The organism is Bifidobacterium sp. LH_419 (assembly GCF_056356955.1).
Window position 1 is genome coordinate 55,678 of sequence record NZ_JBKEVG010000013.1, and the last position, 22,044, is coordinate 77,721.

Here is a 22,044-nt window from a genome sequence, read left to right on the forward strand (position 1 = left end):
TGCATGCGAATCGCTGACGTACAAGAAGACATCGACCACGAGCTGGTCAGTGCAGAGAAGATCCACGCCATCATCGAGCATGCCGCGGCGCAGGCGAGCGAGGACTACCAGGGGAAGGACCCGCTGCTCGTCGCCGTGCTCAAGGGGGCGGTGAACACGCTTGCCGCGTTCTCGCAGGCGCTCTCCATCCCCTGCCAGATCGACTTCATGAGCCTGTCCAGCTACGGTTCGGGCACCGTCTCCAGCGGCACCGTGACGATCCGCCAGGATCTGTCGACCGATGTTCGCGGTCGGCACATTCTCATCGTCGAGGATATCGTTGACTCAGGTCGTACGCTGGCTTGGCTGGTCGAGGAGCTGAAGCGGCGCGGGGCCGCCTCGGTGGAGATCTTCGCCCTGCTGGAGAAGCCCGCCCGCCGCGAGGTGGACGTGGACGTGAAGTACAAGGGGCTGGAGATCCCGGACGAATTCGTCGTCGGATTCGGCCTGGACTATGACGAGCGGTACCGCAATCTCGACTCGATCGCCGTGCTCAAGCCGGCAGTGTATCAAGGAGAACAGGCATGAGTTTCCCCCAGGGGCCCGGGCAGCCGAACAACGGCGGCAACGGCAACCCGTTCAACAATCCGTTCCGCCGCAACAACGATAACGGCAACAACGGCAACAAGCCGAACCGCAAGGGCGACAAGAACGGCGGCGACAAGCCGTTCTGGCAGTCCCCGTGGCTGTGGGGCGCCGTCGTGGTCGTGCTCGTCGCCATGATGTTCCAGATGTTCGCCGGCACCGGCGCGCAGACCATCGACACCAAGGACGGCCTGCAGCTGCTCAACGGCGGCCAGGTGACCTACGCGAAGATCGTCGACAACAAGCAGAAGGTCACGCTTGAACTCAAGAGCGACTTCAACAAGCAGGACCCGGACACCGGCAAGAACCACAACTACGGCGACAAGGTCCAGTTCTACTACACGTTCGCGCAGGGGCAGGATATCCTCAAGGCCGTCCAGAAGGCCGACCCGTCGAAGGGCTGGAGCGCCGACATCGAGCAGACCAGCATGATGAGCTACCTCATCACCTCGATCCTGCCGTTCGTGATCTTCTTCGCGCTGTTCTGGTGGCTGATGAGCCGCATGGGCGGCGCCTCCGGCATGCTCGGCATGGGCGGCAAGAAGAACAACGGCAAGCTGCTCGAAGGCCAGACCCCGACCACGAAGTTCTCCGACGTGGCCGGCGAGGACGAGGCGCTCGCCGAGGTCGAGGAGATCAAGGACTTCCTCAAGGACCCGTCCAAGTACAAGGCGCTCGGCGCGCGCATCCCGCGCGGCGTGCTCCTGTACGGCCCTCCCGGCACCGGCAAGACGCTGCTCGCGCGCGCCATCGCCGGTGAGGCGGGCGTGCCGTTCTACGCGATGGCCGGCTCCGACTTCGTCGAGATGTTCGTCGGTCTCGGCGCCTCCCGTGTGCGCGACCTGTTCGACGAGGCGAAGAAGAACGCCCCGGCGATCATCTTCATCGACGAGATCGACGCCGTCGGCCGCAAGCGCGGCTCCGGCATGTCCGGCGGGCACGACGAGCGCGAGCAGACGCTCAACCAGCTGCTCGTCGAGATGGACGGCTTCGACAACGACACGAACCTCATCATCATCGCCGCGACGAACCGTCCCGACGTGCTCGACCCGGCCCTGCTGCGCCCGGGCCGCTTCGACCGCCAGGTGGGCGTCGCCGCGCCGGACCTCGAAGGCCGCGAGGCGATTCTCAAGGTGCATGCGAAGGGCAAGCCGTTCGTCCCCGACGTCGACCTGCACATGGTCGCCGTGCGCACGCCGGGCTTCACCGGCGCCGACCTGGCCAACGTGCTCAACGAGGCGGCCCTGCTGTGCGCCCGCGCCGGCGCCCAGCTCATCGACAACCGCGCCATCGACGAGGCCATCGACCGCGTCCAGGCCGGTCCGAAGCGCAAGTCGAAGGGCATGGCCCTCGACGAGCTGCGCAACACCGCCTACCACGAGGGCGGCCACGCGCTCGTCGCCGCCGCGCTGCACAACACGGACCCGGTCACCAAGGTGACGATCCTGCCGCGAGGCCGCGCGCTCGGCTACACCGCCGTGATGCCCACCTCCGACCGCTACTCGCAGTCGCGCAACCAGCTGCTCGACCAGATGGCGTACGCGATGGGCGGCCGCACCGCCGAGGAGATCGTCTTCCACGATCCGACCACCGGCGCCTCCAACGACATCGAGAAGGCGACGAACATCGCCCGCACGATGATCACCCAGTACGGCTTCTCTTCGAAGCTCGGTGCGATCAAGTGGGCGGACGACGAGGACCAGAGCGGCGATCTGGGCAGCCTCGCGCCGCACAACTACTCGAACCGCACCGCCGAGGTCATCGACGAGGAGGTGCTCAAGCTCGTCGAGACCGCGCACACCGAGGCGTGGAACATCATCAACGAGAACCGTGACATCCTCGACGAACTCGTGCGCCAGCTGCTCGTCAAGGAGACGCTGAACGAGAAGGAGCTCGCCGCGATCTTCGCGCCGATCCGCAAGGCGCCGGTCCGCCAGGTGTGGCTGTCCGACGAACGTCGCCCCGACTCCGACCTGCCGCCCGTCGAGATCCCCGAATCGCTCAAGCGCTCGGTCGGCATGAAGCCGGGGGAGTGACGCATGGCCAGGCACGCGCAGAACATCTCCCTGCCGGACTCGCCGTCACCGGTCCGCGAGGTCTCCGACGCCAAGCCGTCCGGTGACGTCTCCCGCAAGCCCGGCATGGTGCAGGCGAGGCCGCACCACGCCGGCCACGGCGGACCGGGCGCCCCGGCGCAGGCGCAGTCCCGCGCCGCGCAGGACGGCTCCGCCCTGCAGGTCTCCCTGCCGCAGTCTCCCCGCGGGCATATCGCCGCGAGCCAGCCGCGCGGCGAGGCCGCGGCCGACGGTCCCGCCTACGACGAGGACGGCGTGCGCAAGGCCGTGCGCATGTTCCTCAAGGCGATCGGCGAGGATCCGGACCGCGAGGGGCTGGTCGAGACGCCGGACCGCATCGCGCGCGCCGGCCGCGAACTGTTCGCCGGACTCGGCGCGTCGCCGGAGCATGTGCTCGAGAAGCATTTCGACGTGGACACCGACGAGCTCGTGCTCGTCAAGAACATCGAACTGTATTCGGTATGCGAGCATCATCTGCTGCCGTTCCACGGCGTCGCCCACGTCGGCTACATCCCCGCCAAAGACGGGGTCATGGGGCTGAGCAAGCTCGCCCGGCTCGTCGAGGTGTACGCGCGTCGGCCGCAGGTCCAGGAGCGCCTCACCCAGCAGATCGCCGACGCGCTCGTCGAATACGCGGGCGCGCGCGGCGTGATCGTCGTCACCGAATGTGAACACCTGTGCATGTCGATGCGCGGCGTGAAGAAGTCCGAGGCGCGCACGGTCACGTCCGCGGTGCGGGGCCTCCTGCGCAACCCCGCCACCCGCGCCGAGGCCATGAGCCTCATCATGAGCCGCTAGGCGGTTCCGGGGGCGGCGGTACACCCCCTCAGTCGGCCTGCGGCCGCCAGCTCCCCCTCAAGGGGGAGCAGAATATTTTGTATATTGCTCCCCCCTTTGAGGGGGAGCTGTCCCGCGGGGCGGGACTGAGGGGGTAATCGCGATGACCATCGATCTCAAGGCGCTGCACGACGCCACGCACACGCTCGTCATGGGCGTGCTCAACATCACCGAGGACTCGTTCTCCGACGGCGGCCTCTGGCTCGACCCGCGCGCCGCCGCCGACCACGGCCGTGCGATGATGGCCGCCGGCGCGGACATCATCGACATCGGCGCCGAATCGACGCGTCCCGGCGCGAAGCGCGTGAGCGAGGAGAACGAGCTCGCGCGCATCACCGGTGCGGTCGAGGCGCTCATCCCGGCCGGTGCGACGCTGTCCATCGACACGACGCGCGCGACCGTCGCCGCCGCGGCGCTCGACGGCGGCGCGCAGATCATCAACGACGTGTCCGGCGGCACGCTCGACACGGAACTACCGCACGTCGTCGCCGACCACGACTGCCTGTACATCGTCCAGCATTGGCGCGGCTGGCTCGCCGGCTCCAAGACCGGCGCCCCCGACGCCGACACCTCGCATTACGAGCATGGCGTGCTCAAGGACGTACACGACGAGCTCATGCGCCAGGTCGACGCGGTGCTCGCCGCCGGCGTCGCCCCCGAACGCATCATCATCGATCCGGGTCTCGGATTCTCGAAGCCCGGCATCGCGCACAATCTGCCGCTGCTCGCCGGACTCGACCGGTTCCGCGCGACCGGCTACCCGGTGCTCATCGGGCAATCACGCAAACGCTTCGTCACCGCGATCCTCGACAATGCCGGATTCACGGACGTCACGATGGACGCGCGCGACGACGCCACCGCCGCGTTCAGCGCCCTGTGCGCGGAACACGGCGCGTGGGCGGTGCGCGTCCACGACGTCGTCCGCAGCCGCGCCGCCGTCGCCGTCGGCGACACGTGGCGCGAATACGCGAGGTGACCTATGCCCCCTCAGTCGGCCTGCGGCCGCCAGCTCCCCCCCCCTGGAAGGGGGAGCAAAAGTATGTAACGACATGCTCCCCCTCAGAGGGAGCGAACGGCGCAACGATATGCTCCCCCTGAAGGGGGAGCTGTCCGACGGAGTCGGACTGAGGGGGTGCCGGAAGACGAGATGGAAGGAACTGACATGGACACGATCACTTTGACCGGTGTGCGGGCGAACGGGACGCACGGCGTGCTCGACTTCGAGCACGAGCGTGCGCAGCCGTTCGTCGTCGACGCGACCCTCCACCTCGACCTCGCCGCCGCAGGCCGCTCCGACGCGCTCGGCGACACCGTCGACTACGGCCGCGCCGCCAAGACGATCGTCGATGTCATCGAAGGCGACCACGTCGACCTCATCGAGAAACTCGCGCAGGATATCGCCGACAGACTGCTCGCCATCGATCCGATCCGCACGGTCGACGTGACCGTGCACAAGCCGCACGCGCCAATCACCGTGCCGTTCGACGACGTCGCCGTGAGCATCACGCGCACGCGCGACGCGGCAGATGCCGGCGTCGACGTGGCGGACGGTGCCGGCGCGGCGGCCGCCGCGGCCGCCGGCACCGACGCCGCAACGTCCGGCGCGGCCGCGTCGCATCGCGTCGTCATCGCGCTCGGCGGCAACCAGGGCGACGTCGAAGCGACGTTGCGTGACGCGGTGCGCCGCATCGACGCGCTCGACGGCACGCAGGTCACCGGCGTCTCGCCGCTCTACCGCACCGCCGCGTGGGGCATGGCCGACGGCACCCCCGACTTCCTCAACGCCGTGGTCGAGGCGACGACCACGCTCGACGCGCGCACGCTGCTCGACGCGCTCCAGCGCATCGAACGCGACCACGGGCGCACGCGCGAAACCCACTGGGCGAGCCGCACGCTCGACCTTGACATCATCGACTACGACGGCGTCGAATCCGACGCGCCCGACCTGACGCTGCCGCATCCGCGCGCATGGCAGCGGGCGTTCGTGCTCGTGCCGTGGGCGGTGCTCGACCCGCACGCCGACCTTCCCGGCCTGCACGGCGGCCCGGTGAACGAACTCGCCGAAGGGCTGCTCGCCGAGGCGGACGGCGACGAGCCGCCGGTCGAGCGCGTCACCAGCGACTGGATGAGCGGGACGCGGGACGGTGATTCCGGTGATGCCGGCGCATCCGACGCGGGCACGGGTGCCGATGACGCCGGAACCGGCTCCTCGGACGGCGCGACGGTGCCGCTCAAGGCCGTCATCTCGATGGACTCGACCTCCACCGACGCGGAACACCTGTTCCGCGAGGCGATCGTCGCCATCGACGGACTGCCCGGCAGCCAGGTCGACGGCATCTCGCCGCTCTACCACGTGAGCAGCTTCGACGGACCGGACGCGATGAGCGCCGTCATCCAGATCGAGACGAAGCTCGGCGCACGCGCGCTGATCGCCGCGCTCGGCACCATCGAAGGCACGCACGACGGCGCGATCGACCTCGACCTCGTCGACATGGAGCACGTGACCGCGGACGAGCCGGACTGCCGCGTGCCATGGCCGTCAGCCAAAACCCACGCCTCCGTGCTCGCGCCGTGGATGGACATGGACCCGAACGCCACGCTCGGTGGCGACCCGGTCTCGTTCCTGCTCGCGATGGCGCCCGACGCGGGCATGGTCGGTCAGCTGAGCGACAACTGGATCATCGGCGCGAAATGACGGGAAACGCCGGGGCGCGTGGATACGCGGGAACTCCCCGGTGACGGACGAACGGAAGGACACGAGATGAAGGCGCATAGGACACCATGGTGGCAGCCGGCGCTCGGATTGGCGCTGGGACTGGCCGCCGGCGCGGGCGTCGCCGTATTGGGCGAACGGTACGGGCTTACGCTGATCGGCGCGCCCTGGTTCGTCGCGGCGCTGCTCGTCGCCATCGGCGTGCTCGTGCTCGTGCTCGCCATCAACGTGCACAAGTACGCGACCACCGATCCGCGCAAACGGCCGCACACGTTCATCAACCCGACGATCGCGTTCCACACGCTCGTGCTCGCCAAGGCGCTGGCGTTGGCGGGGGCGGCGCTCGCCGGGTGGTATTTCGGCCAGATCATCCCGTCCATCGGGCACATGGAGGCCGAGTTCTACGCGCAGGCGGTGACCGAGTGCGCGGTGACCGGCGTGATCTGCCTCGCGGACATGATCGTCGGACTCGTGGGGGAGTGGCTATGCCAGCTGCCGCCCAACGAGGGACCGGAGAACCCGAAGATGAAGCAGGCCGCGCGCGAACGCGGCATCACCCCCGCCGCCGCGAAGACCGCGGAGAACACGGTGCGTGACGCCGGGCGCAGGCGGTGAGCGCGACGTTCTTCGGCCCCCTCTGACGAGGGGGTGTCAGCCGAAGGCTGACTGGGGGAGAGACAGCGGCCGCAGGGCGCGGGAAAAAACGAATCGGCCTTCGGCCGATACCGTATCTTCCGCGGCCTGCGGCCGCTCCGGTCTCTCCCTCCGTCATCGCTTCGCGATGACACCTCCCTCGTCAGAGGGAGGCGAAACGTCGGCGGACTGGGGGAGGTTCCCGCACGCGGGATTTTCCGCGACACGCCCGGCTCGCTTACGAAAAAACGGAAAACGTACTACGGTCACATCTCGACTTGATAACCGCATGCCTCCGGCGCATTCTCCGCCTTGGGGCATGCGGTTTTTCGTTGCCGTCGGGACCCGGACGTTAGGGGTTCTCGATTCCCCGCCGATGATGCCGCCGCCGTGCGTTTCCCGCGAAACGCGCGGCGTACGCGGTCATGTCTGCGGCATGCCGCCCATGTGTGGGAATCGCCCGGCGGCGACGTGTGGATACAGACAAGAAGAGGTTTTCCGTTGTCCGATCAGACAACCGTCCGCAATGATTCCGTTTCCGGTGGCCAGGCCGCCGGCTCCGTGGCTGGTTCCGTGGCTGGTTCCGCGACCGCCAAGCCGCATCTCGACCACGTCTCCTACGAGGTCGCGACCCCCGTGCCCGGCGGCGCCCCCGCCCCGCGCTTCGCGCATCCGCACCGCGTGATGCTCGGCCTGTACTTCGGCGCGTTCCTCGGCATGCTGTCCGAGACATCGATGAACATCGCCATCCCCGATCTGATGGACGAGTTCTCCGTCTCCTCCGGCACCGCGCAGTGGATGGTCGTCGGCTACATGCTCGCCATCGGCATCGTGCTGCCGTGCGTCGGCTTCCTGCTCAAGTGGGTCAAGGCGAAGACGCTCGTGCTGTTCGCGCTCGCCTGCTTCCTCGTCGGCGCGCTCGTGTGCACCGTGGCGACCACGTTCCCGGTGCTGCTCGCCGGCCGCATCGTGCAGGGCGTGAGCACCGGCATCGTGCTGCCCACCCTGTACGCCGCGATCATGCGCGTGTTCCCGCCGTCGAAGATCGGCGCCGCCAACGGCGTGGCCGGCCTCGTCGTCATGTTCGCGCCGGTCGTCGGCCCGACCGTCGCCGGCGCGCTCATCGGCGCTATCTCCTGGCGTGCAATCTTCGCCCTGTTCGCCGTGATCGCCGCCATCGCGATTGCCTGCACCGCGCTGTTCTTCGTCACGCCGATCGAACGCACCCGTCCGGCCGTCGACGTGCTCTCCATCCTCGCGTCCGCGCTCGGCTTCGGCTGCCTCGTCGCCGGCGTGAGCCTCGTGAGCGACATGGGCTTCTCGCCGGCCGTCATCGGACTGCTCGTCGTCGGCGTCGTCGTCCTCGCCTTCTACGCGCACCGCCAGCTCACCATCGCCACGCCGCTGCTCGACCTGCGCGCGCTCGGCATCGCGGCGTTCCGCACGCCGGCCATCATGGTCTCCTGCTCGTTCGCCTGCACGCTCGCGTTCATGTACCTCGTGCCGCAGGAGCTGCAGCGCGGCCTCGGCCTGAGCTCCACCGTCGCCGGCCTGCTCATGCTGCCCGGCGGCATCGTCAACGCGCTGTGCACGCTCGGCGCCGGCCGACTGTTCGACCGCCACGGCGCGCGTCGTCTCGTCTGGATCGGCGTGGCGATGACCGCGGTCGGCGGCGCGCTGTTCTTCGCGATTGGCGCCGGTTCGCCCGTCGCCCTGTTCCTCGCCGCGCATATCATCGTGATGGTCGGCATCCCGTTCATCCAGCAGTCCACGCAGTCCGCCGCGCTGAAGGCGCTGCCGGGCCGCATGGCCGCCGACGGCAGCACGATCCTCAACACGATGCAGCAGGTGTGCGGCGCCATCTCCACCGCCGTCGCCACCTGCCTGCTCGGCCTCGGCCAGGCGACCTACACGGCCGGCGGCGGCACCGATCCGGCGCAGGGCTTCGTGGACGGCTCCCGCTACGGCTACCTGTTCGGGCTCGCGCTCATCGTGCTCGTGCTCGTCTTCTCGTTCGCGCTGAAGGAGCGCGCCCGCCGCGAACCGGAGATGACCCCGGTCGAGGTCGACGAGGCCGTCGAAACCGGCGAGAAGAAGCTCGCCGCGTAGCGTCCTTGTTATGGCTCCCTCTGACGAGGGAGCTGGCCGCGAAGCGGACTGAGGGAGAGAAACCGTGGACTTCGTGCCGGGGTCTCTCCCTCCGCCGGCCCGACGGCCGGCACCTCCCTCGTCAGAGGGAGGCGATTCCGTCGTGGACGTTCCATGACGCACCAACGGGTGTTCACCTATACTGGTGAACACCCGTTTTTCGTATTCTCCGAGCCAATCCCCAAACCGGACCGGCATCACCGGACATCACACCAAACCATTCAGGGAGCGCCATGAACAAGGCAATCATCACCGTCGTCGGCCAGGATACGGTCGGCATCATCGCACGCGTGTGCACCTACCTCTCGCAGCACAACGTCAACGTGCTCGACATCTCCCAGACCATCATCGACGGCTACTTCAACATGATGATGATCGTCGACTACGCGAACTCCGATAAGGAGTTCAGCGCCATGGTCGGCAACCTCGAGGACCTCGGCGACGACATCGGCGTGCGCATCCGCTGCCAGCGCGAGGAGATCTTCACCAAGATGCACCGCATCTAGCCTCGCCGGACCGAGCCGAAAGGAAGAACCATGCTGAATATCATGGAGGTCCACGAGACCAATCAGATGATCGAGCAGGAGAAGCTCGACGTGCGCACCATCACGATGGGCATCTCGCTGCTCGACTGCGCGAGCGACGACGTCGACGAGACCTGCGACAACATCTACCGCAAGATCACCACGTACGCGAAGGACCTCGTCTCCACCGGCGAGGACATCGAACGCGACTACGGCATTCCGATCGTCAACAAGCGCATCACCGTCACCCCGATCTCGCTGGTCGGCGCGAGCTGCTGCAAGACCTCCGGGGACTTCGTCAAGATCGCCCACGCGCTCGACCGCGCGGCCAAGGAGGTCGGCGTCAACCTGATCGGCGGTTACTCGGCGCTCGTCTCGAAGGCGATGACCCCGGCCGAGGAGCTGCTCATCCGCTCCCTGCCGCAGGCGCTCTCCGAAACCGAGGTGGTCTGCTCGTCCGTCAACGTCGGCTCCACGAAGACCGGCATCGACATGAACGCGGTCGAGCTGCTCGGCCACATCGTCAAGGACATCGCGCACGCCACCGCCGACATCGACTCCTACGGCTGCGTGAAGTTCGTCGCGTTCTGCAACGTGCCCGACGACAATCCGTTCATGGCGGGCGGCTTCCACGGCGTGACCGAGGGCGACGCGGTCATCAACGTGGGCGTCTCCGGCCCCGGCGTCGTCTCGCGCGCGCTGGACGCCGCGAAGGGCAAGGACTTCGAGTTCCTGTGCGAGACGATCAAGCGCACCGCGTTCAAGATCACGCGCGTCGGCCAGCTGGTCGCGCAGGAGGCGTCGCGACGGCTGGGCGTGCCGTTCGGCATCATCGACCTGTCGCTCGCGCCGACCCCGGCCGTGGGCGATTCCGTCGGCGAAGTGCTCGAGAAGATCGGTCTCGAACAGGTGGGCGCGCCCGGCACGACCGCCGCGCTCGCGATGCTCAACGACCAGGTGAAGAAGGGCGGCATCATGGCGTCCTCCTACGTGGGTGGCCTGTCCGGCGCGTTCATCCCGGTCTCCGAGGACAAGAACATGATTGACGCGGCCGGCAATGGCTGCCTCACGATCGAGAAGCTCGAGGCGATGACCTGCGTGTGCTCGGTCGGTCTCGACATGATTGCGATTCCGGGCGACACGTCTGCCGCGACGATCTCGGGTATCATCGCCGACGAGGCGGCCATCGGCATGGTCAACCAGAAGACCACCGCCGTGCGCGTCATCCCGGTCGAGGGCAAGGGCGTCGGCGAGATGGCGAACTTCGGCGGACTCATGGGCTACGCGCCGATCATCCCGGTCAACCAGACCTCGTGCGAGGCGTTCGTCACCCGCGGCGGCCGCATCCCCGCCCCGATCCACTCGTTCAAGAACTGATCCGTACACGGGGAGACCGATTCGTTCGGGAACCGAAGTCATCCCCGCGAACGTACCGCCAGTCCTCCGTCTCCCCTTCCGGCGCAAGGAATCCCGGAAAACAACCGCTTCATCCGGGTTTTCTTGCGCCGGGGCCTGTCCCGGCAAGGCGGATTCTCTGGGCGGATTCCTCGGGGGTGGGGCGTCCGGTGTGAAAGCTATCTGCATTGGAAGGGGTGCTTCCGTCATGGCGCGGATCGCCATTTCTCTTACGAGGGGTACCCGCTGCGGCGTGAGGACGGGTATCGACAGTACAATTCCCCGGGATCGTGCCATTTTGGTAGTCCCTTCGCATGATCGGGTACCCCTCGTAAGCGAGATGTCTGTCGGTGGACGTCGCAAAGCACCCCTCGTAACGCAGTTTGATGCTGATTAGGTGCCGTTTCGATGCTGATTAGGTGCCGATATGCAAGCATCTCCGCAACGTCTGACGCACGCGTTTCCCGTAGCGTCCGGTTCCTTCGTCATGTGCAGTCATCCGTATCCGGCATGGCTCCGCCGGGGCCATGCCCGGCCTTCCGCCCGCCCGGCATCCGTGTCGGGCAGAGCATGCCCTATGCTCGATTGTCGGTCGCGATCCGCTAGGAGCGGCGCGTACGATCCGCAATCACGATGAACAAGGGATGACGGTGGCGATATGAGTGAAAACGGAAACCCGGAGGGAATTGCACCGGCCGCTTCGGAAAACCCGGAAGACAAAGTCGAGAAGATGTTCGAATACGGCTACCGCAAGTCGAACTACGGGCCGGACGAGCTCGTGACCGACGCGCACGGCAACCCGATCAGCGTGGTCGACGCGATGCTCACCGCGGAGAAGGCGGCCGAGGCGGAGACCGTCACCCCGCACCTGTGCTACTACAGCCCGCGCATCCCCGGCAACACCGGTTCCGCGATCCGCCTGTGCGCGGTGACCGGCACGATCCTGCACCTCGTGGAGCCGCTCGGCTTCAACCTGCGCGACACGAAGCTGCGCCGCGCCGGCCTCGACTACCACGACATGGCGCATGTGGTGCTGCATCCGAACTTCGAGAACCTCGTCGAGTCGATGCCGAACTCGCGCATCATCGCGTTCACCGCGCACGCCACGAAGCTGTACACGGAGATCGAATACAAGCCGACCGACATCCTGCTGTTCGGGCCGGAGCCGGGCAACATCCCCGATCCGATGGACATCATGGCCGGGCCGCACGTCGCCGAGCAGGTCAGGCTGCCGATGCGCCCGTCGCTGCGCAGCCTCAACCTCACGAACTGCGCGTCGATTGCGATCTACGAGGCCTGGCGCCAGCTGAACTTCGCCGGCGGCCGGTGACCTCGGCATGACCGATACTGTTGCCGTGGACTCGCCAGCCGGCATGTCCGCGTCCGCCCGTGCCGCGCGCGTCCGCCTGCGTCTCGCCGCATGGTGGGAGGCGAACGCCCGCGACCTGCCGTGGCGCTTCGGCCGCACGACGCCGTGGGGGATCCTCGTGTCGGAGGTGATGAGCCAGCAGACGCAGATGAGCCGCGTCGTGCCGTACTGGACCGCGTGGATGGCGAAGTGGCCGGATGCGGCCGCGCTCGCCGCCGCGCCGAAATCCGACGTGATCACCGCGTGGGGCCGTCTCGGCTACCCCCGCCGCGCCCTGCGCCTGCAGGAGTGCGCGCGCGTCGTCGCCGGTGAGTGCGGCGACGACCTGCCGCGCACGTACGACGCGTTGGTCGCGTTGCCCGGCGTCGGCGACTACACGGCGAGCGCGGTGATGAGTTTCGCGTACGGCGAGCGGATCGCCGTCGTCGATACGAACATCCGTCGCGTCCTCGCGCGCGTGTTCGCGGGGGAGGAGTCGCGTGGCGGCGCGGCGAGTGCGGCGGAACGCGCGCTCGTCGCCGCCGTCCTTCCGCGCGATGACGGAGGCGATCGTGCCGGAACCGATGATGATGACGGTGATGTTCCACGCGATGTTCCACGGGATTCCGGTGATGTTTCACATGACGTTTCACGCGACGTCCCGCGCATCCCCTCCGTCACGTGGAACCAGTCGGTGATGGAGCTGGGCGCGCTCGTGTGCACGGCGAAGAACCCGCTGTGCGACCATTGCCCGGTGCGCGACGACTGCGCGTTCCTCGCCGCGGGCCGGCCCGGGCTGGGGGAGCGGCGCACGCGGCCCCGGCAGCGGTTCCGGGGCACGGACCGCCAGGTGCGCGGCATCGTCCTCGACGCGTTGCGCAGGCTGCCGGCCGAGTCCATGTTGGAGCGTGCGACGGTCGAGACGTTGTGGAAGGACCGCGCGCAGCTCGACACCTGCGTGGCGGGCCTCGACGAGGACGGTCTCATCGAGATCCTCCCCGGCGGCGCGATCCGGCTGCCACGATAGACGCGATGGACGCAATGGACGCGATAGACTGAAAGGCACTATGGCACAAGGTGGAACGGGTATGGGCAAGCAGCGCAAACGCAAGCTGAACAAGCGGCAGCGTGCGATCTATCGTCGTCGTCGCATCGTCGTCGGCATCGTGCTGCTGCTCGCGCTCGCGCTCATCGTGTTCTGCGGGTACAGCCTGTCGCGCGGCGTCGGCGCGGTGTGGGGTGCGACGTACGGCAGCGTGAGCCGCGTCGCGCTGGAACGCGACGGGGCTCCCACGCCGCACCGCAGCACCGGCGTGCGGAACTGCTCCACGAAGGACACGCGTCTGACGCTCACCGCGAAGGCCGCGACCGTGGCGGTCGGCGGTTCGATCGACTTCGTCGCGACGATCGAGCATGAGGGCGCGGACTCCTGCCTCGTCGACGCCTCCGATTCGGGGCGCGTGCTCACGATCTCGTCGAACGGACAGACCGTGTGGAGGTCCGATTCGTGCCCGGCGGACGCGAGGATGCTGCTCATGGCGAAGGGCGACAAGGACGTGCAGACGCTCACGTGGGGCGCGAACCGCACGGGCTCGGAATGCGCGGAGAGCCAGGACGACCTGCCGAAGGTGGACCGCGGCGCGTACACCGCCCAATTGAGCCTCAAGGACGCCCCCAAGGTCGTCAGCGAGAAGGTCAACATCGAAGTGCGATGACGGTGCGATGAAAGTCCTTACATACCGCTATTCTTTGTAATTTGCATACGGTGTGTCATATTGCGGGCATGCCTCCACACAACGAAGCTCGCATAGGCATATGGTGGCCATGCGCGCTTCGACGGGGAAAACGAACACATAGCGAGCGATAAGGAACGTCCATTGGCTACTGAAGCTACGACGAACACCACCACCATCACCGCACGCGCCGACCAGCACGACATCGACCTGCACAAGGCGTCGGATCGCGTGAACTTCGGTTCCATCAAGGAACCCATCGACGTGCCCTACCTCCTGGGCGTCCAGACCGACAGCTTCGACTGGCTGATCGGCAACGAACGCTGGAAGGCGCGCGTCGCGAAGGACGAGGAGAACGGCACGGTCACCACGCCGCACGTCTCCGGCCTCGACGAGGTCTTCAACGAGATCTCCCCGATTGAGAACTTCGCGCAGACCATGTCCCTCACCTTCTCCGACCCGTACTTCGAGGAGCCGCGCCATACGGTCCAGGAGTGCAAGGAGAAGGACTACACCTACTCCGCCCCGCTGTACGTGAACGCCGAGTTCGAGAACGGCGAAACCGGCGAGATCAAGTCCCAGACCGTGTTCATGGGCGACTTCCCGCTGCAGACCGCGCACGGCACGTTCATCATCGGCGGCACCGAGCGCGTCATCGTCTCCCAGCTCGTGCGCTCCCCGGGCGTCTACTTCGACCGCCAGCAGGACCGCACCTCCGACAAGGAGGTCTTCGGCGCGAAGATCATCCCGTCGCGCGGCGCGTGGCTCGAGTTCGAGATCGACAAGAAGGACCAGCCGCAGGTGCGCGTGGACCGCAAGCGCAAGCAGTCCGCAATCGTGTTCCTCATGGCCATCGGCATGACCAAGCAGGAGATCCGCGAGGCGTTCAAGGACTACCCGCTGGTGCTCGACGCCCTGGAGAAGGAGACCCTCCAGACCCAGGACGAGGCCCTCGTCGACCTGTACCGCAAGATCCGCCCGGCCGACACCCCGACCCCGGACGCGGGCAAGAACCTGCTCGACTCCTTCTACTTCAACACGAAGCGCTACGATCTGGCCCGCGTCGGCCGCTACAAGATCGACCGCAAGCTGGGCCTGGAGAACGAGGTCAACGACCGTTCCCTGCACCGCGAGGACATCATCGCGACGATCAAGTACCTGTGCACGCTGCACGACGGCAAGGACACCTTCCCGGGCAAGCGCAACGGCGAGGACGTCGACCTGCGCGTCGACGTCGACGACATCGACCACTTCGGCAACCGTCGTATCCGCCAGGTCGGCGAGCTGATCCAGAACCAGCTGCGCACCGGCCTGTCCCGCATGGAGCGCGTCGTGCGCGAGCGTATGACCACGCAGGACGCCGAGGCGATCACCCCGCAGTCCCTGATCAACATCCGCCCGGTGAACGCCACCATCAAGGAGTTCTTCGGCACCTCGCAGCTGTCGCAGTTCATGGACCAGAACAACCCGCTGTCCGGCGTGACGAACAAGCGTCGTCTCTCCGCGCTGGGCCCCGGCGGCCTGTCCCGCGACCGCGCCTCCATGGAGGTGCGCGACGTGCACCCGTCCCACTTCGGCCGCATGTGCCCGATCGAGTCCCCTGAAGGCCCGAACATCGGCCTCATCGGCTCGCTGGCGACCTTCGGCCGCGTCAACCCGTTCGGCTTCATCGAGACCCCGTACCGCAAGGTCGTCGACGGCCACGTCACCGACGAGGTCGAGTACATGACCGCCGACCGCGATCTCGACCACGTGATCGCCCAGGCCAACCAGGAGCTCGACAAGAACGGCAACTTCGTCCAGAAGTCCGCCCTCGCCCGAGTCGGCGAGGAGGAGGCGGTCGATGTGCCCGTCAGCCAGGTCGACTACATGGACGTCTCCCCGCGTCAGATGGTCTCCCTCGGCGCCTCGCTGATCCCGTTCCTCGAGCACGACGAGGGCCACCGAGCGCTCATGGGCACCAACATGCAGCGCCAGGCCGTCCCGCTGATCGAGTCCGAGCGCCCGCTCGTCGGCACCGGCTCCGAGTGGCGCGCCGCCAACGACTCCGGCGACGTCATCAAGTCGGAGAAGGACGGCGTGGTCACCTACGTCTCCGCCGACATGATCCGCGTGATGAACGACGACGGCACGACCAGCTCCTACAAGCTGGCCAAGTTCCAGCGTTCCAACCAGACCACCTGCTACAACCAGCGTCCGATCGTCCACGACGGCGAGCGCGTCGAGGCCGGCACCGTGATGGCCGACGGCCCGGCGATCGAGAAGGGCGAGCTGGCCCTCGGCAAGAACCTGCTCATCGCGTTCATGCCGTGGAACGGCTACAACTACGAGGACGCCGTGATCATCTCCCAGCGTCTCGTCCAGGACGACACGCTCTCCTCCATCCACATCGAGGAGTACGAGATCGACGCCCGCGAGACCAAGCTGGGCGCCGAGGAGATCACCCGCGACCTGCCGAACGTCGGCGAGGACGCGGTCGCGAACCTCGACGAGCGCGGCATCATCCGCATCGGCGCCGAGGTCGAGGCCGGCGACATCCTCGTCGGCAAGGTCACGCCGAAGGGCGAGACCGAGCTGACCCCGGAGGAGCGCCTGCTGCGCGCCATCTTCGGCGAGAAGTCCCGCGAGGTGCGCGACACCTCGCTGCGCGTGCCCCACGGCGAGACCGGCACGGTCATCGGCGTCAAGGAGATCACCCGCGAGGACGCCGAGGAGGACGGCGACGAGCTGCCCAACGGCGTGAACCAGATGATCCGCGTCTACATCGCCCAGCACCGCAAGATCACGGTGGGCGACAAGCTCTCCGGCCGCCACGGCAACAAGGGCTGCATCTCCCGCATCCTGCCCGAGGAGGACATGCCGTTCCTCGCCGACGGCACCCCGGTCGACATCATGCTGAACCCGCTCGGCGTGCCGTCCCGAATGAACCTCGGCCAGGTGCTCGAGCTGCACCTCGGCTGGATCGCGCATTCCGGCTGGGACATCTCCCTCGACCCGGACCTCGAGGCCGAGTGGAAGAAGCTCGTCCCCTCCGGCGCCGAGAAGGCCGAGCCGGGCACCCCGGTCGCGACCCCGGTGTTCGACGGCGTCAAGCCGGACGTGCTCAAGGGCCTGCTGTCCACCACGCTGCCGAACCGCGACGGCGACCGTCTGGTCGGCCCGGACGGCAAGGCCACGCTGTTCGACGGCCGCACCGGCGAGCCGTTCGCGCGTCCGATCTCCGTGGGCTACATGTACATGCTGAAGCTCCACCACCTGGTCGACGACAAGATCCACGCCCGCTCCACCGGCCCGTACTCGATGATCACCCAGCAGCCGCTGGGCGGCAAGGCGCAGTTCGGCGGCCAGCGCTTCGGCGAGATGGAGGTGTGGGCCCTCGAGGCCTACGGCGCCGCGTACACGCTGCACGAGATGATGACCACCAAGTCCGACGACGTGGACGGCCGCGTGCGCGTCTACGGCGCGATCGTCAAGGGCGAGAACCTGCCGCCGGCGGGCATCCCCGAGTCCTTCAAGGTGCTCCTCAAGGAAATGCAGTCCCTGTCCCTGAACGTCGAGGTGCTCAACGCCGAAGGCCAGGCCATCGACATGAAGGACGAGGACGACGATCCGGCCGGCTCCTCCGACGACCTCGGCTTCAACATCGGCGCCCGCCCCGACGCGGCCGCGAAGGAAGACCAGGCCGCCGCTCAGCCCGAGTACCAGTGAGACCCATCGAGAACCGTAAGCAAGCGTAAGTAAGGACGAAAACAACAGTGCTGGACGTCAACGCATTCGACAAGCTTCGCATCGGCCTGGCCACCGCGGACGATATCCGCGGCTGGAGCCACGGCGAGGTCAAGAAGCCCGAAACCATCAACTACCGCACCCTGAAGCCGGAGAAGGACGGTCTGTTCGGCGAGCAGATCTTCGGACCGACCCGCGACTGGGAGTGCGCCTGTGGCAAGTACAAGCGCGTGCGCTTCAAGGGCATCGTGTGCGAGCGATGCGGCGTGGAGGTCACCCGCTCCCGCGTCCGCCGCGAGCGCATGGGCCACATCGAGCTGGCCGCCCCGGTCACCCACATCTGGTTCTTCAAGGGCGTTCCGTCCCGTCTGGGCTACATGCTCAACGTGACCCCGAAGGACCTGGAGAAGGTCATCTACTTCGCCTCCTACATGGTCACCGCCGTGAACGAGGAGCAGCGTCACCAGGACCTGCCGGACCTGCAGGACGAGTTCGACCACGAGATCGCGAACTTCGAGAAGCGCCGCAACGTCGAGATCGAGGACCGCGCCAAGAAGGTCGAGGCCGATCTGCACGAGCTCGAGGAGGCCGGCGAGGCCAAGGGCGCCGCGAAGGCCAAGCTGCGCAACGGCGCCGAGCGCGACATGGCGGCCATCCGCCAGCGCTACGACGACCAGATCGCGCGTCTGAACGCCGTGTTCGACAAGTTCAAGAAGCTCAAGGCCGGCGACATCATCGACGACGTGGACCTGTGGCGCGAGATGCAGGACCGCTACGAGGACTACTTCGAGGGCTCCATGGGCGCCGAGGCGGTCAAGAAGCGCCTGCAGTCCCTCGACCTCGAGGCCATCGCCGCCGAGCTGCGCGAGGAGATCAAGGACGCGTCCGAGCAGCGCAAGACTAAGGCCCTGAAGCGCCTCAAGGTCGTCAACGCGTTCCTGTCCACCGGCAACAAGCCGGAGGCCATGGTGCTCGACGTGATTCCGGTCATCCCGCCGGACCTGCGTCCGATGGTCCAGCTGGACGGCGGCCGCTTCGCGACCTCCGACCTCAACGACCTGTACCGTCGCGTCATCAACCGCAACAACCGTCTGAAGCGCCTCATCGAGCTCGGCGCCCCGGAGATCATGCTCAACAACGAGAAGCGCATGCTCCAGGAGGCCGTCGACTCCCTGTTCGACAACGGCCGCCGCGGCCGTCCGGTCACCGGCGCCTCGAACCGCCCGCTCAAGTCCCTGTCCGACATGCTCAAGGGCAAGCAGGGCCGCTTCCGCCAGAACCTGCTCGGCAAGCGCGTCGACTACTCCGGCCGTTCCGTGATCGTCGTCGGCCCGTCGCTGCGCATGCACCAGTGCGGCCTGCCGAAGCCGATGGCGCTCGAGCTGTTCAAGCCGTTCGTCATCAAGCGTCTCGTCGACATGAACTACGCGCAGAACATGAAGAGCGCGAAGCGCATGGTCGACCGCGGCGACACCGAGGTGTACGGCGTGCTCGAGGAGGTCATCTCCGAGCATCCGGTGCTCCTCAACCGTGCGCCTACGCTGCACCGTCTGGGCATCCAGGCGTTCGAGCCGATCCTGGTCGAGGGCAAGGCCATCCACCTGCCGCCGCTCGCCTGCGCCGCGTTCAACGCCGACTTCGACGGCGACCAGATGGCCGTTCATCTTCCGCTGTCCGCCGAGGCCCAGGCCGAGGCCCGCTCGCTGATGATGGCCTCCGACAACATCCTGAAGCCGGCCGACGGCCACACCGTGACCATGCCGTCCCAGGACATGATCCTCGGCCTGTACTACCTGTCCACCGTGGTGGAGGGCGTCAAGGGCCAGGGTCGCGTGTTCTCCTCGCTGGCCGAGGCCGAGATGGCGCTCGACCTGCACGAGATCGACATGCAGGCCAAGGTGCTCATCCGCGTGCCGAAGGACTTCGTCCTGCCGGCCAACTGGGAGCCGGGCGAGCTCAAGGTCGCCGATCCGGACGCCCAGAACGGCGAGACCGTCGTCAAGGAGGAGCGTTTCCAGGACGGCACCGCCCTGTTCGCCACCTCCTACGGCCGCGTCCTGTTCAACCAGACCCTGCCGGTCGACTACCCGTTCGTCAACGAGCAGGTCGGCAAGAAGCGTCTGGCGAAGATCGTCGACGACATCGCGACCCGCTACTCCACCGCCCAGGTGGCCGCCTCGCTGGACGCCCTGAAGGATCTCGGCTTCACCCGCGCGCCGTGGTCCGGCGTGTCCTTCGCGTTCTCCGACGTCATCGAGCCGGGCGAGCGCAACACCCTCGTCGCCAAGTACGAGGACGAGGCCGCCCAGGTCAACGACAACTTCGAGATGGGTCTTCTGACCGAGGAGGAGCGCCGCCAGGAGCTCATCGACCTGTGGACGAAGTGCACCGCCGAGGTGTCGAAGGCCGTCGAGCACGACTTCGATCCGCTCAACAACCTCGCCATCATCGTTCAGTCGGGCGCGCGAGGCAACATGATGCAGATCAACCAGATCGCCGGCATGCGTGGCCTCGTGGCCAACCCGAAGGGCGAGATCATCCCCCGTCCGGTGAAGTCCAACTACCGCGACGGCCTGTCCGTGCTGGAGTACTTCATCTCCCAGCACGGCGCCCGCAAGGGTCTGGCCGATACCGCACTGCGTACCGCCGAGTCGGGCTACCTGACCCGTCGTCTGGTCGACGTCTCCCAGGACGTGATCGTCCGCGAGGAGGACTGCGGCACCAAGCAGGGTATCGACATCCGCGTGGCCGACCGCGACGCCGACGGCAACCTCGTGCTCGTCAAGAACGCGGACGGCGGCCCGTACTCCCGTCTGCTCGCGGCCGACGTCATCGACCCGGCCGACGGCAAGACCGTGCTGTACAAGCGCGACGACGCCCTGTCGATGGACGTGCTCAACGATCTCGTCGCCCACGGCGTCGAGTTCGTCAAGTGCCGTTCCGTGCTCTCCTGCGCCTCCAAGCGCGGCGTGTGCGCGAAGTGCTACGGCTGGTCGATGGCCACCAACAAGCTGGTCGACGTCGGCGAGACCGTCGGCATCGTCGCGGCCCAGTCCATCGGCGAGCCGGGTACCCAGCTGACGCTGCGTTCCTTCCACTCCGGCGGCGTCGCCTCGGCCTCCGATATCACCCAGGGTCTTCCGCGTGTCACCGAGCTTTTCGAAGCCCGTACGCCGAAGGGCGAGTCCCCGATCGCCGAGTTCGCCGGCACCATCAAGGTGGTGGACGGCGACCGCGGCCGCCAGGTCATCCTCACCCCGGACGCCGACTCCGGCGCCCCGGTCGAGGACGGCGAGATCAAGCCGATCACGTACAACGTGTCGCGCCGCGTCCCGCTGCTGGTGAAGGACGGCGAGCACGTCGCCACCGGCACGCAGCTCATCGAGGGTTCCGTCGATCCGAAGAAGATCCTGCGCATTCTCAACAAGCGCGCCGCCCAGATGAACATCGTGGAGGAGGTGCACAACGTGTACCGCTCCCAGGGCGTGGACATCCACGACAAGCACATCGAGGTCATCGTCCACCAGATGAGCCGTCGCATCACCGTGATCGACTCCGGCGAGACCGACTTGCTGCCCGGCGAGCTGGTCGACCAGCAGCGCTTCCGCGAGGTCAACAAGGCCGCCGTGCAGGCGGGCAAGAAGCCGGCCTCCGGCCGTCCGGAGCTCATGGGCATCACGAAGGCCTCGCTGGCCACCGATTCGTGGCTGTCCGCCGCCTCCTTCCAGGAGACGACCCGCGTGCTCACCGACGCCGCCCTGAACCAGAAGGTCGACGACCTGAAGGGTCTCAAGGAGAACGTCATCATCGGTAAGCTCATCCCGGCCGGCACCGGCCTGGCCCGCTACCGCAACGCGGTGGTCGAGCCGGACAAGGCGATCCGCGACACCATCTACCCGAACTTCGGTCTGGGCGGTGGCGACGACGGCGAGGGCCTCGACTTCACCGACGGCGACATCAACGATGTGGACTTCTCCAACATCGATTTCGGCGACCTGAAGCTCGGCGAGGACTTCAACCCGGACGACTTCCTGGACGACCAGGGCGGCACCGCCGACTTCGGCGGCGACGCGGACGGCTCCGACCTGAAGCTCCCCGGTGACGACGGCGATGCCGCCGGCACCGACGCCGCGGGTTCGGACGACGATCCGACCGCCATCGTCTGATGATCGGCCGGTCGGCCTGCTCGATTGAGCGGGTCGGCCGGCGCATATGGCCGCATATGAATGACCCCCTCCGCGGATTGCGGAGGGGGTCATTCATATGCGGCGTGGGCGGCCGGGCGTCA

14 protein-coding genes are annotated in these 22,044 nt (G+C 67.3%); all 14 read left to right on the forward strand.

Annotation, left to right across the window (positions count from 1 at the left end):
• Positions 1–3: 3 nt before the first annotated feature.
• The 14 genes from hpt to AC1AYX_RS08800 all read left to right on the forward strand — a co-directional run bounded on the left by hpt (position 4) and on the right by AC1AYX_RS08800 (position 21,922).
• Positions 4–567 (forward strand): hypoxanthine phosphoribosyltransferase, encoded by a 564-nt coding sequence (hpt, locus tag AC1AYX_RS08735; protein WP_476503107.1) that lies wholly within the window; start codon positions 4–6, stop codon positions 565–567.
• Positions 564–2,660, forward strand: a complete 2,097-nt coding sequence (ftsH, locus tag AC1AYX_RS08740; protein ID WP_476503108.1) for an ATP-dependent zinc metalloprotease FtsH — start codon at positions 564–566, stop codon at positions 2,658–2,660. Before hpt ends, ftsH begins: the two co-directional genes overlap by 4 nt.
• A gap of 231 nt (positions 2,661–2,891) precedes the next feature.
• Positions 2,892–3,497, forward strand: a complete 606-nt coding sequence (gene folE / locus AC1AYX_RS08745) for a GTP cyclohydrolase I FolE (protein WP_476503130.1) — start codon at positions 2,892–2,894, stop codon at positions 3,495–3,497.
• A gap of 142 nt (positions 3,498–3,639) precedes the next feature.
• Positions 3,640–4,512 (forward strand): dihydropteroate synthase, encoded by an 873-nt coding sequence (folP, locus tag AC1AYX_RS08750; RefSeq protein ID WP_476503109.1) that lies wholly within the window; start codon positions 3,640–3,642, stop codon positions 4,510–4,512.
• Between the two features lie 186 nt (positions 4,513–4,698).
• The gene (gene folK / locus AC1AYX_RS08755) at positions 4,699–6,231 is read left to right on the forward strand and encodes a 2-amino-4-hydroxy-6-hydroxymethyldihydropteridine diphosphokinase (RefSeq protein ID WP_476503110.1); all 1,533 of its coding nucleotides are present in this window, start codon (positions 4,699–4,701) and stop codon (positions 6,229–6,231) included.
• A gap of 66 nt (positions 6,232–6,297) precedes the next feature.
• Positions 6,298–6,864, forward strand: a complete 567-nt coding sequence (locus tag AC1AYX_RS08760; RefSeq protein ID WP_476503111.1) for a DUF3180 domain-containing protein — start codon at positions 6,298–6,300, stop codon at positions 6,862–6,864.
• Positions 6,865–7,518: 654 nt separating this feature from the next.
• The gene (locus tag AC1AYX_RS08765; RefSeq protein ID WP_476503131.1) at positions 7,519–8,991 is read left to right on the forward strand and encodes a DHA2 family efflux MFS transporter permease subunit; all 1,473 of its coding nucleotides are present in this window, start codon (positions 7,519–7,521) and stop codon (positions 8,989–8,991) included.
• Between the two features lie 272 nt (positions 8,992–9,263).
• Positions 9,264–9,536 (forward strand): ACT domain-containing protein, encoded by a 273-nt coding sequence (locus tag AC1AYX_RS08770; RefSeq protein WP_034525826.1) that lies wholly within the window; start codon positions 9,264–9,266, stop codon positions 9,534–9,536.
• 30 nt (positions 9,537–9,566) lie between these two features.
• Positions 9,567–10,931 carry a DUF711 family protein gene (locus tag AC1AYX_RS08775; protein ID WP_476503112.1) on the forward strand — a complete coding sequence of 455 codons (1,365 nt, stop codon included), beginning with the start codon at positions 9,567–9,569 and terminating at the stop codon, positions 10,929–10,931.
• Positions 10,932–11,607: 676 nt separating this feature from the next.
• Entirely contained in the window at positions 11,608–12,279 is a 672-nt protein-coding gene (locus AC1AYX_RS08780) for a tRNA (cytidine(34)-2'-O)-methyltransferase (protein WP_476503113.1), read from the forward strand.
• A gap of 43 nt (positions 12,280–12,322) precedes the next feature.
• Positions 12,323–13,324: an HhH-GPD family protein gene (locus AC1AYX_RS08785; protein WP_476503132.1), complete on the forward strand. Its 1,002-nt coding sequence runs from the start codon at positions 12,323–12,325 to the stop codon at positions 13,322–13,324.
• A gap of 40 nt (positions 13,325–13,364) precedes the next feature.
• Positions 13,365–14,012 (forward strand): hypothetical protein, encoded by a 648-nt coding sequence (locus AC1AYX_RS08790; RefSeq protein WP_476503114.1) that lies wholly within the window; start codon positions 13,365–13,367, stop codon positions 14,010–14,012.
• Between the two features lie 162 nt (positions 14,013–14,174).
• On the forward strand, positions 14,175–17,738 hold the full coding sequence (rpoB, locus tag AC1AYX_RS08795) for a DNA-directed RNA polymerase subunit beta (RefSeq protein ID WP_476503115.1): 3,564 nt from the start codon (positions 14,175–14,177) through the stop codon (positions 17,736–17,738).
• Positions 17,739–17,785: 47 nt separating this feature from the next.
• Positions 17,786–21,922 (forward strand): DNA-directed RNA polymerase subunit beta', encoded by a 4,137-nt coding sequence (locus AC1AYX_RS08800; protein ID WP_476503116.1) that lies wholly within the window; start codon positions 17,786–17,788, stop codon positions 21,920–21,922.
• Positions 21,923–22,044 lie beyond the last annotated feature (122 nt).

What these genes read in the sequence shown, in the direction of transcription:
- hpt (WP_476503107.1), top strand. Translation starts at nt 4, where the DNA reads ATGCGAATCGCTGACGTACAAGAAGACATCGACCACGAGCTGGTCAGT.
- ftsH (WP_476503108.1), top strand. Translation starts at nt 564, where the DNA reads ATGAGTTTCCCCCAGGGGCCCGGGCAGCCGAACAACGGCGGCAACGGC.
- folP (WP_476503109.1), top strand. Translation starts at nt 3,640, where the DNA reads ATGACCATCGATCTCAAGGCGCTGCACGACGCCACGCACACGCTCGTC.
- folK (WP_476503110.1), top strand. Translation starts at nt 4,699, where the DNA reads ATGGACACGATCACTTTGACCGGTGTGCGGGCGAACGGGACGCACGGC.
- AC1AYX_RS08760 (WP_476503111.1), top strand. Translation starts at nt 6,298, where the DNA reads ATGAAGGCGCATAGGACACCATGGTGGCAGCCGGCGCTCGGATTGGCG.
- AC1AYX_RS08770 (WP_034525826.1), top strand. Translation starts at nt 9,264, where the DNA reads ATGAACAAGGCAATCATCACCGTCGTCGGCCAGGATACGGTCGGCATC.
- AC1AYX_RS08775 (WP_476503112.1), top strand. Translation starts at nt 9,567, where the DNA reads ATGCTGAATATCATGGAGGTCCACGAGACCAATCAGATGATCGAGCAG.
- AC1AYX_RS08780 (WP_476503113.1), top strand. Translation starts at nt 11,608, where the DNA reads ATGAGTGAAAACGGAAACCCGGAGGGAATTGCACCGGCCGCTTCGGAA.
- AC1AYX_RS08785 (WP_476503132.1), top strand. Translation starts at nt 12,323, where the DNA reads ATGTCCGCGTCCGCCCGTGCCGCGCGCGTCCGCCTGCGTCTCGCCGCA.
- AC1AYX_RS08790 (WP_476503114.1), top strand. Translation starts at nt 13,365, where the DNA reads ATGGCACAAGGTGGAACGGGTATGGGCAAGCAGCGCAAACGCAAGCTG.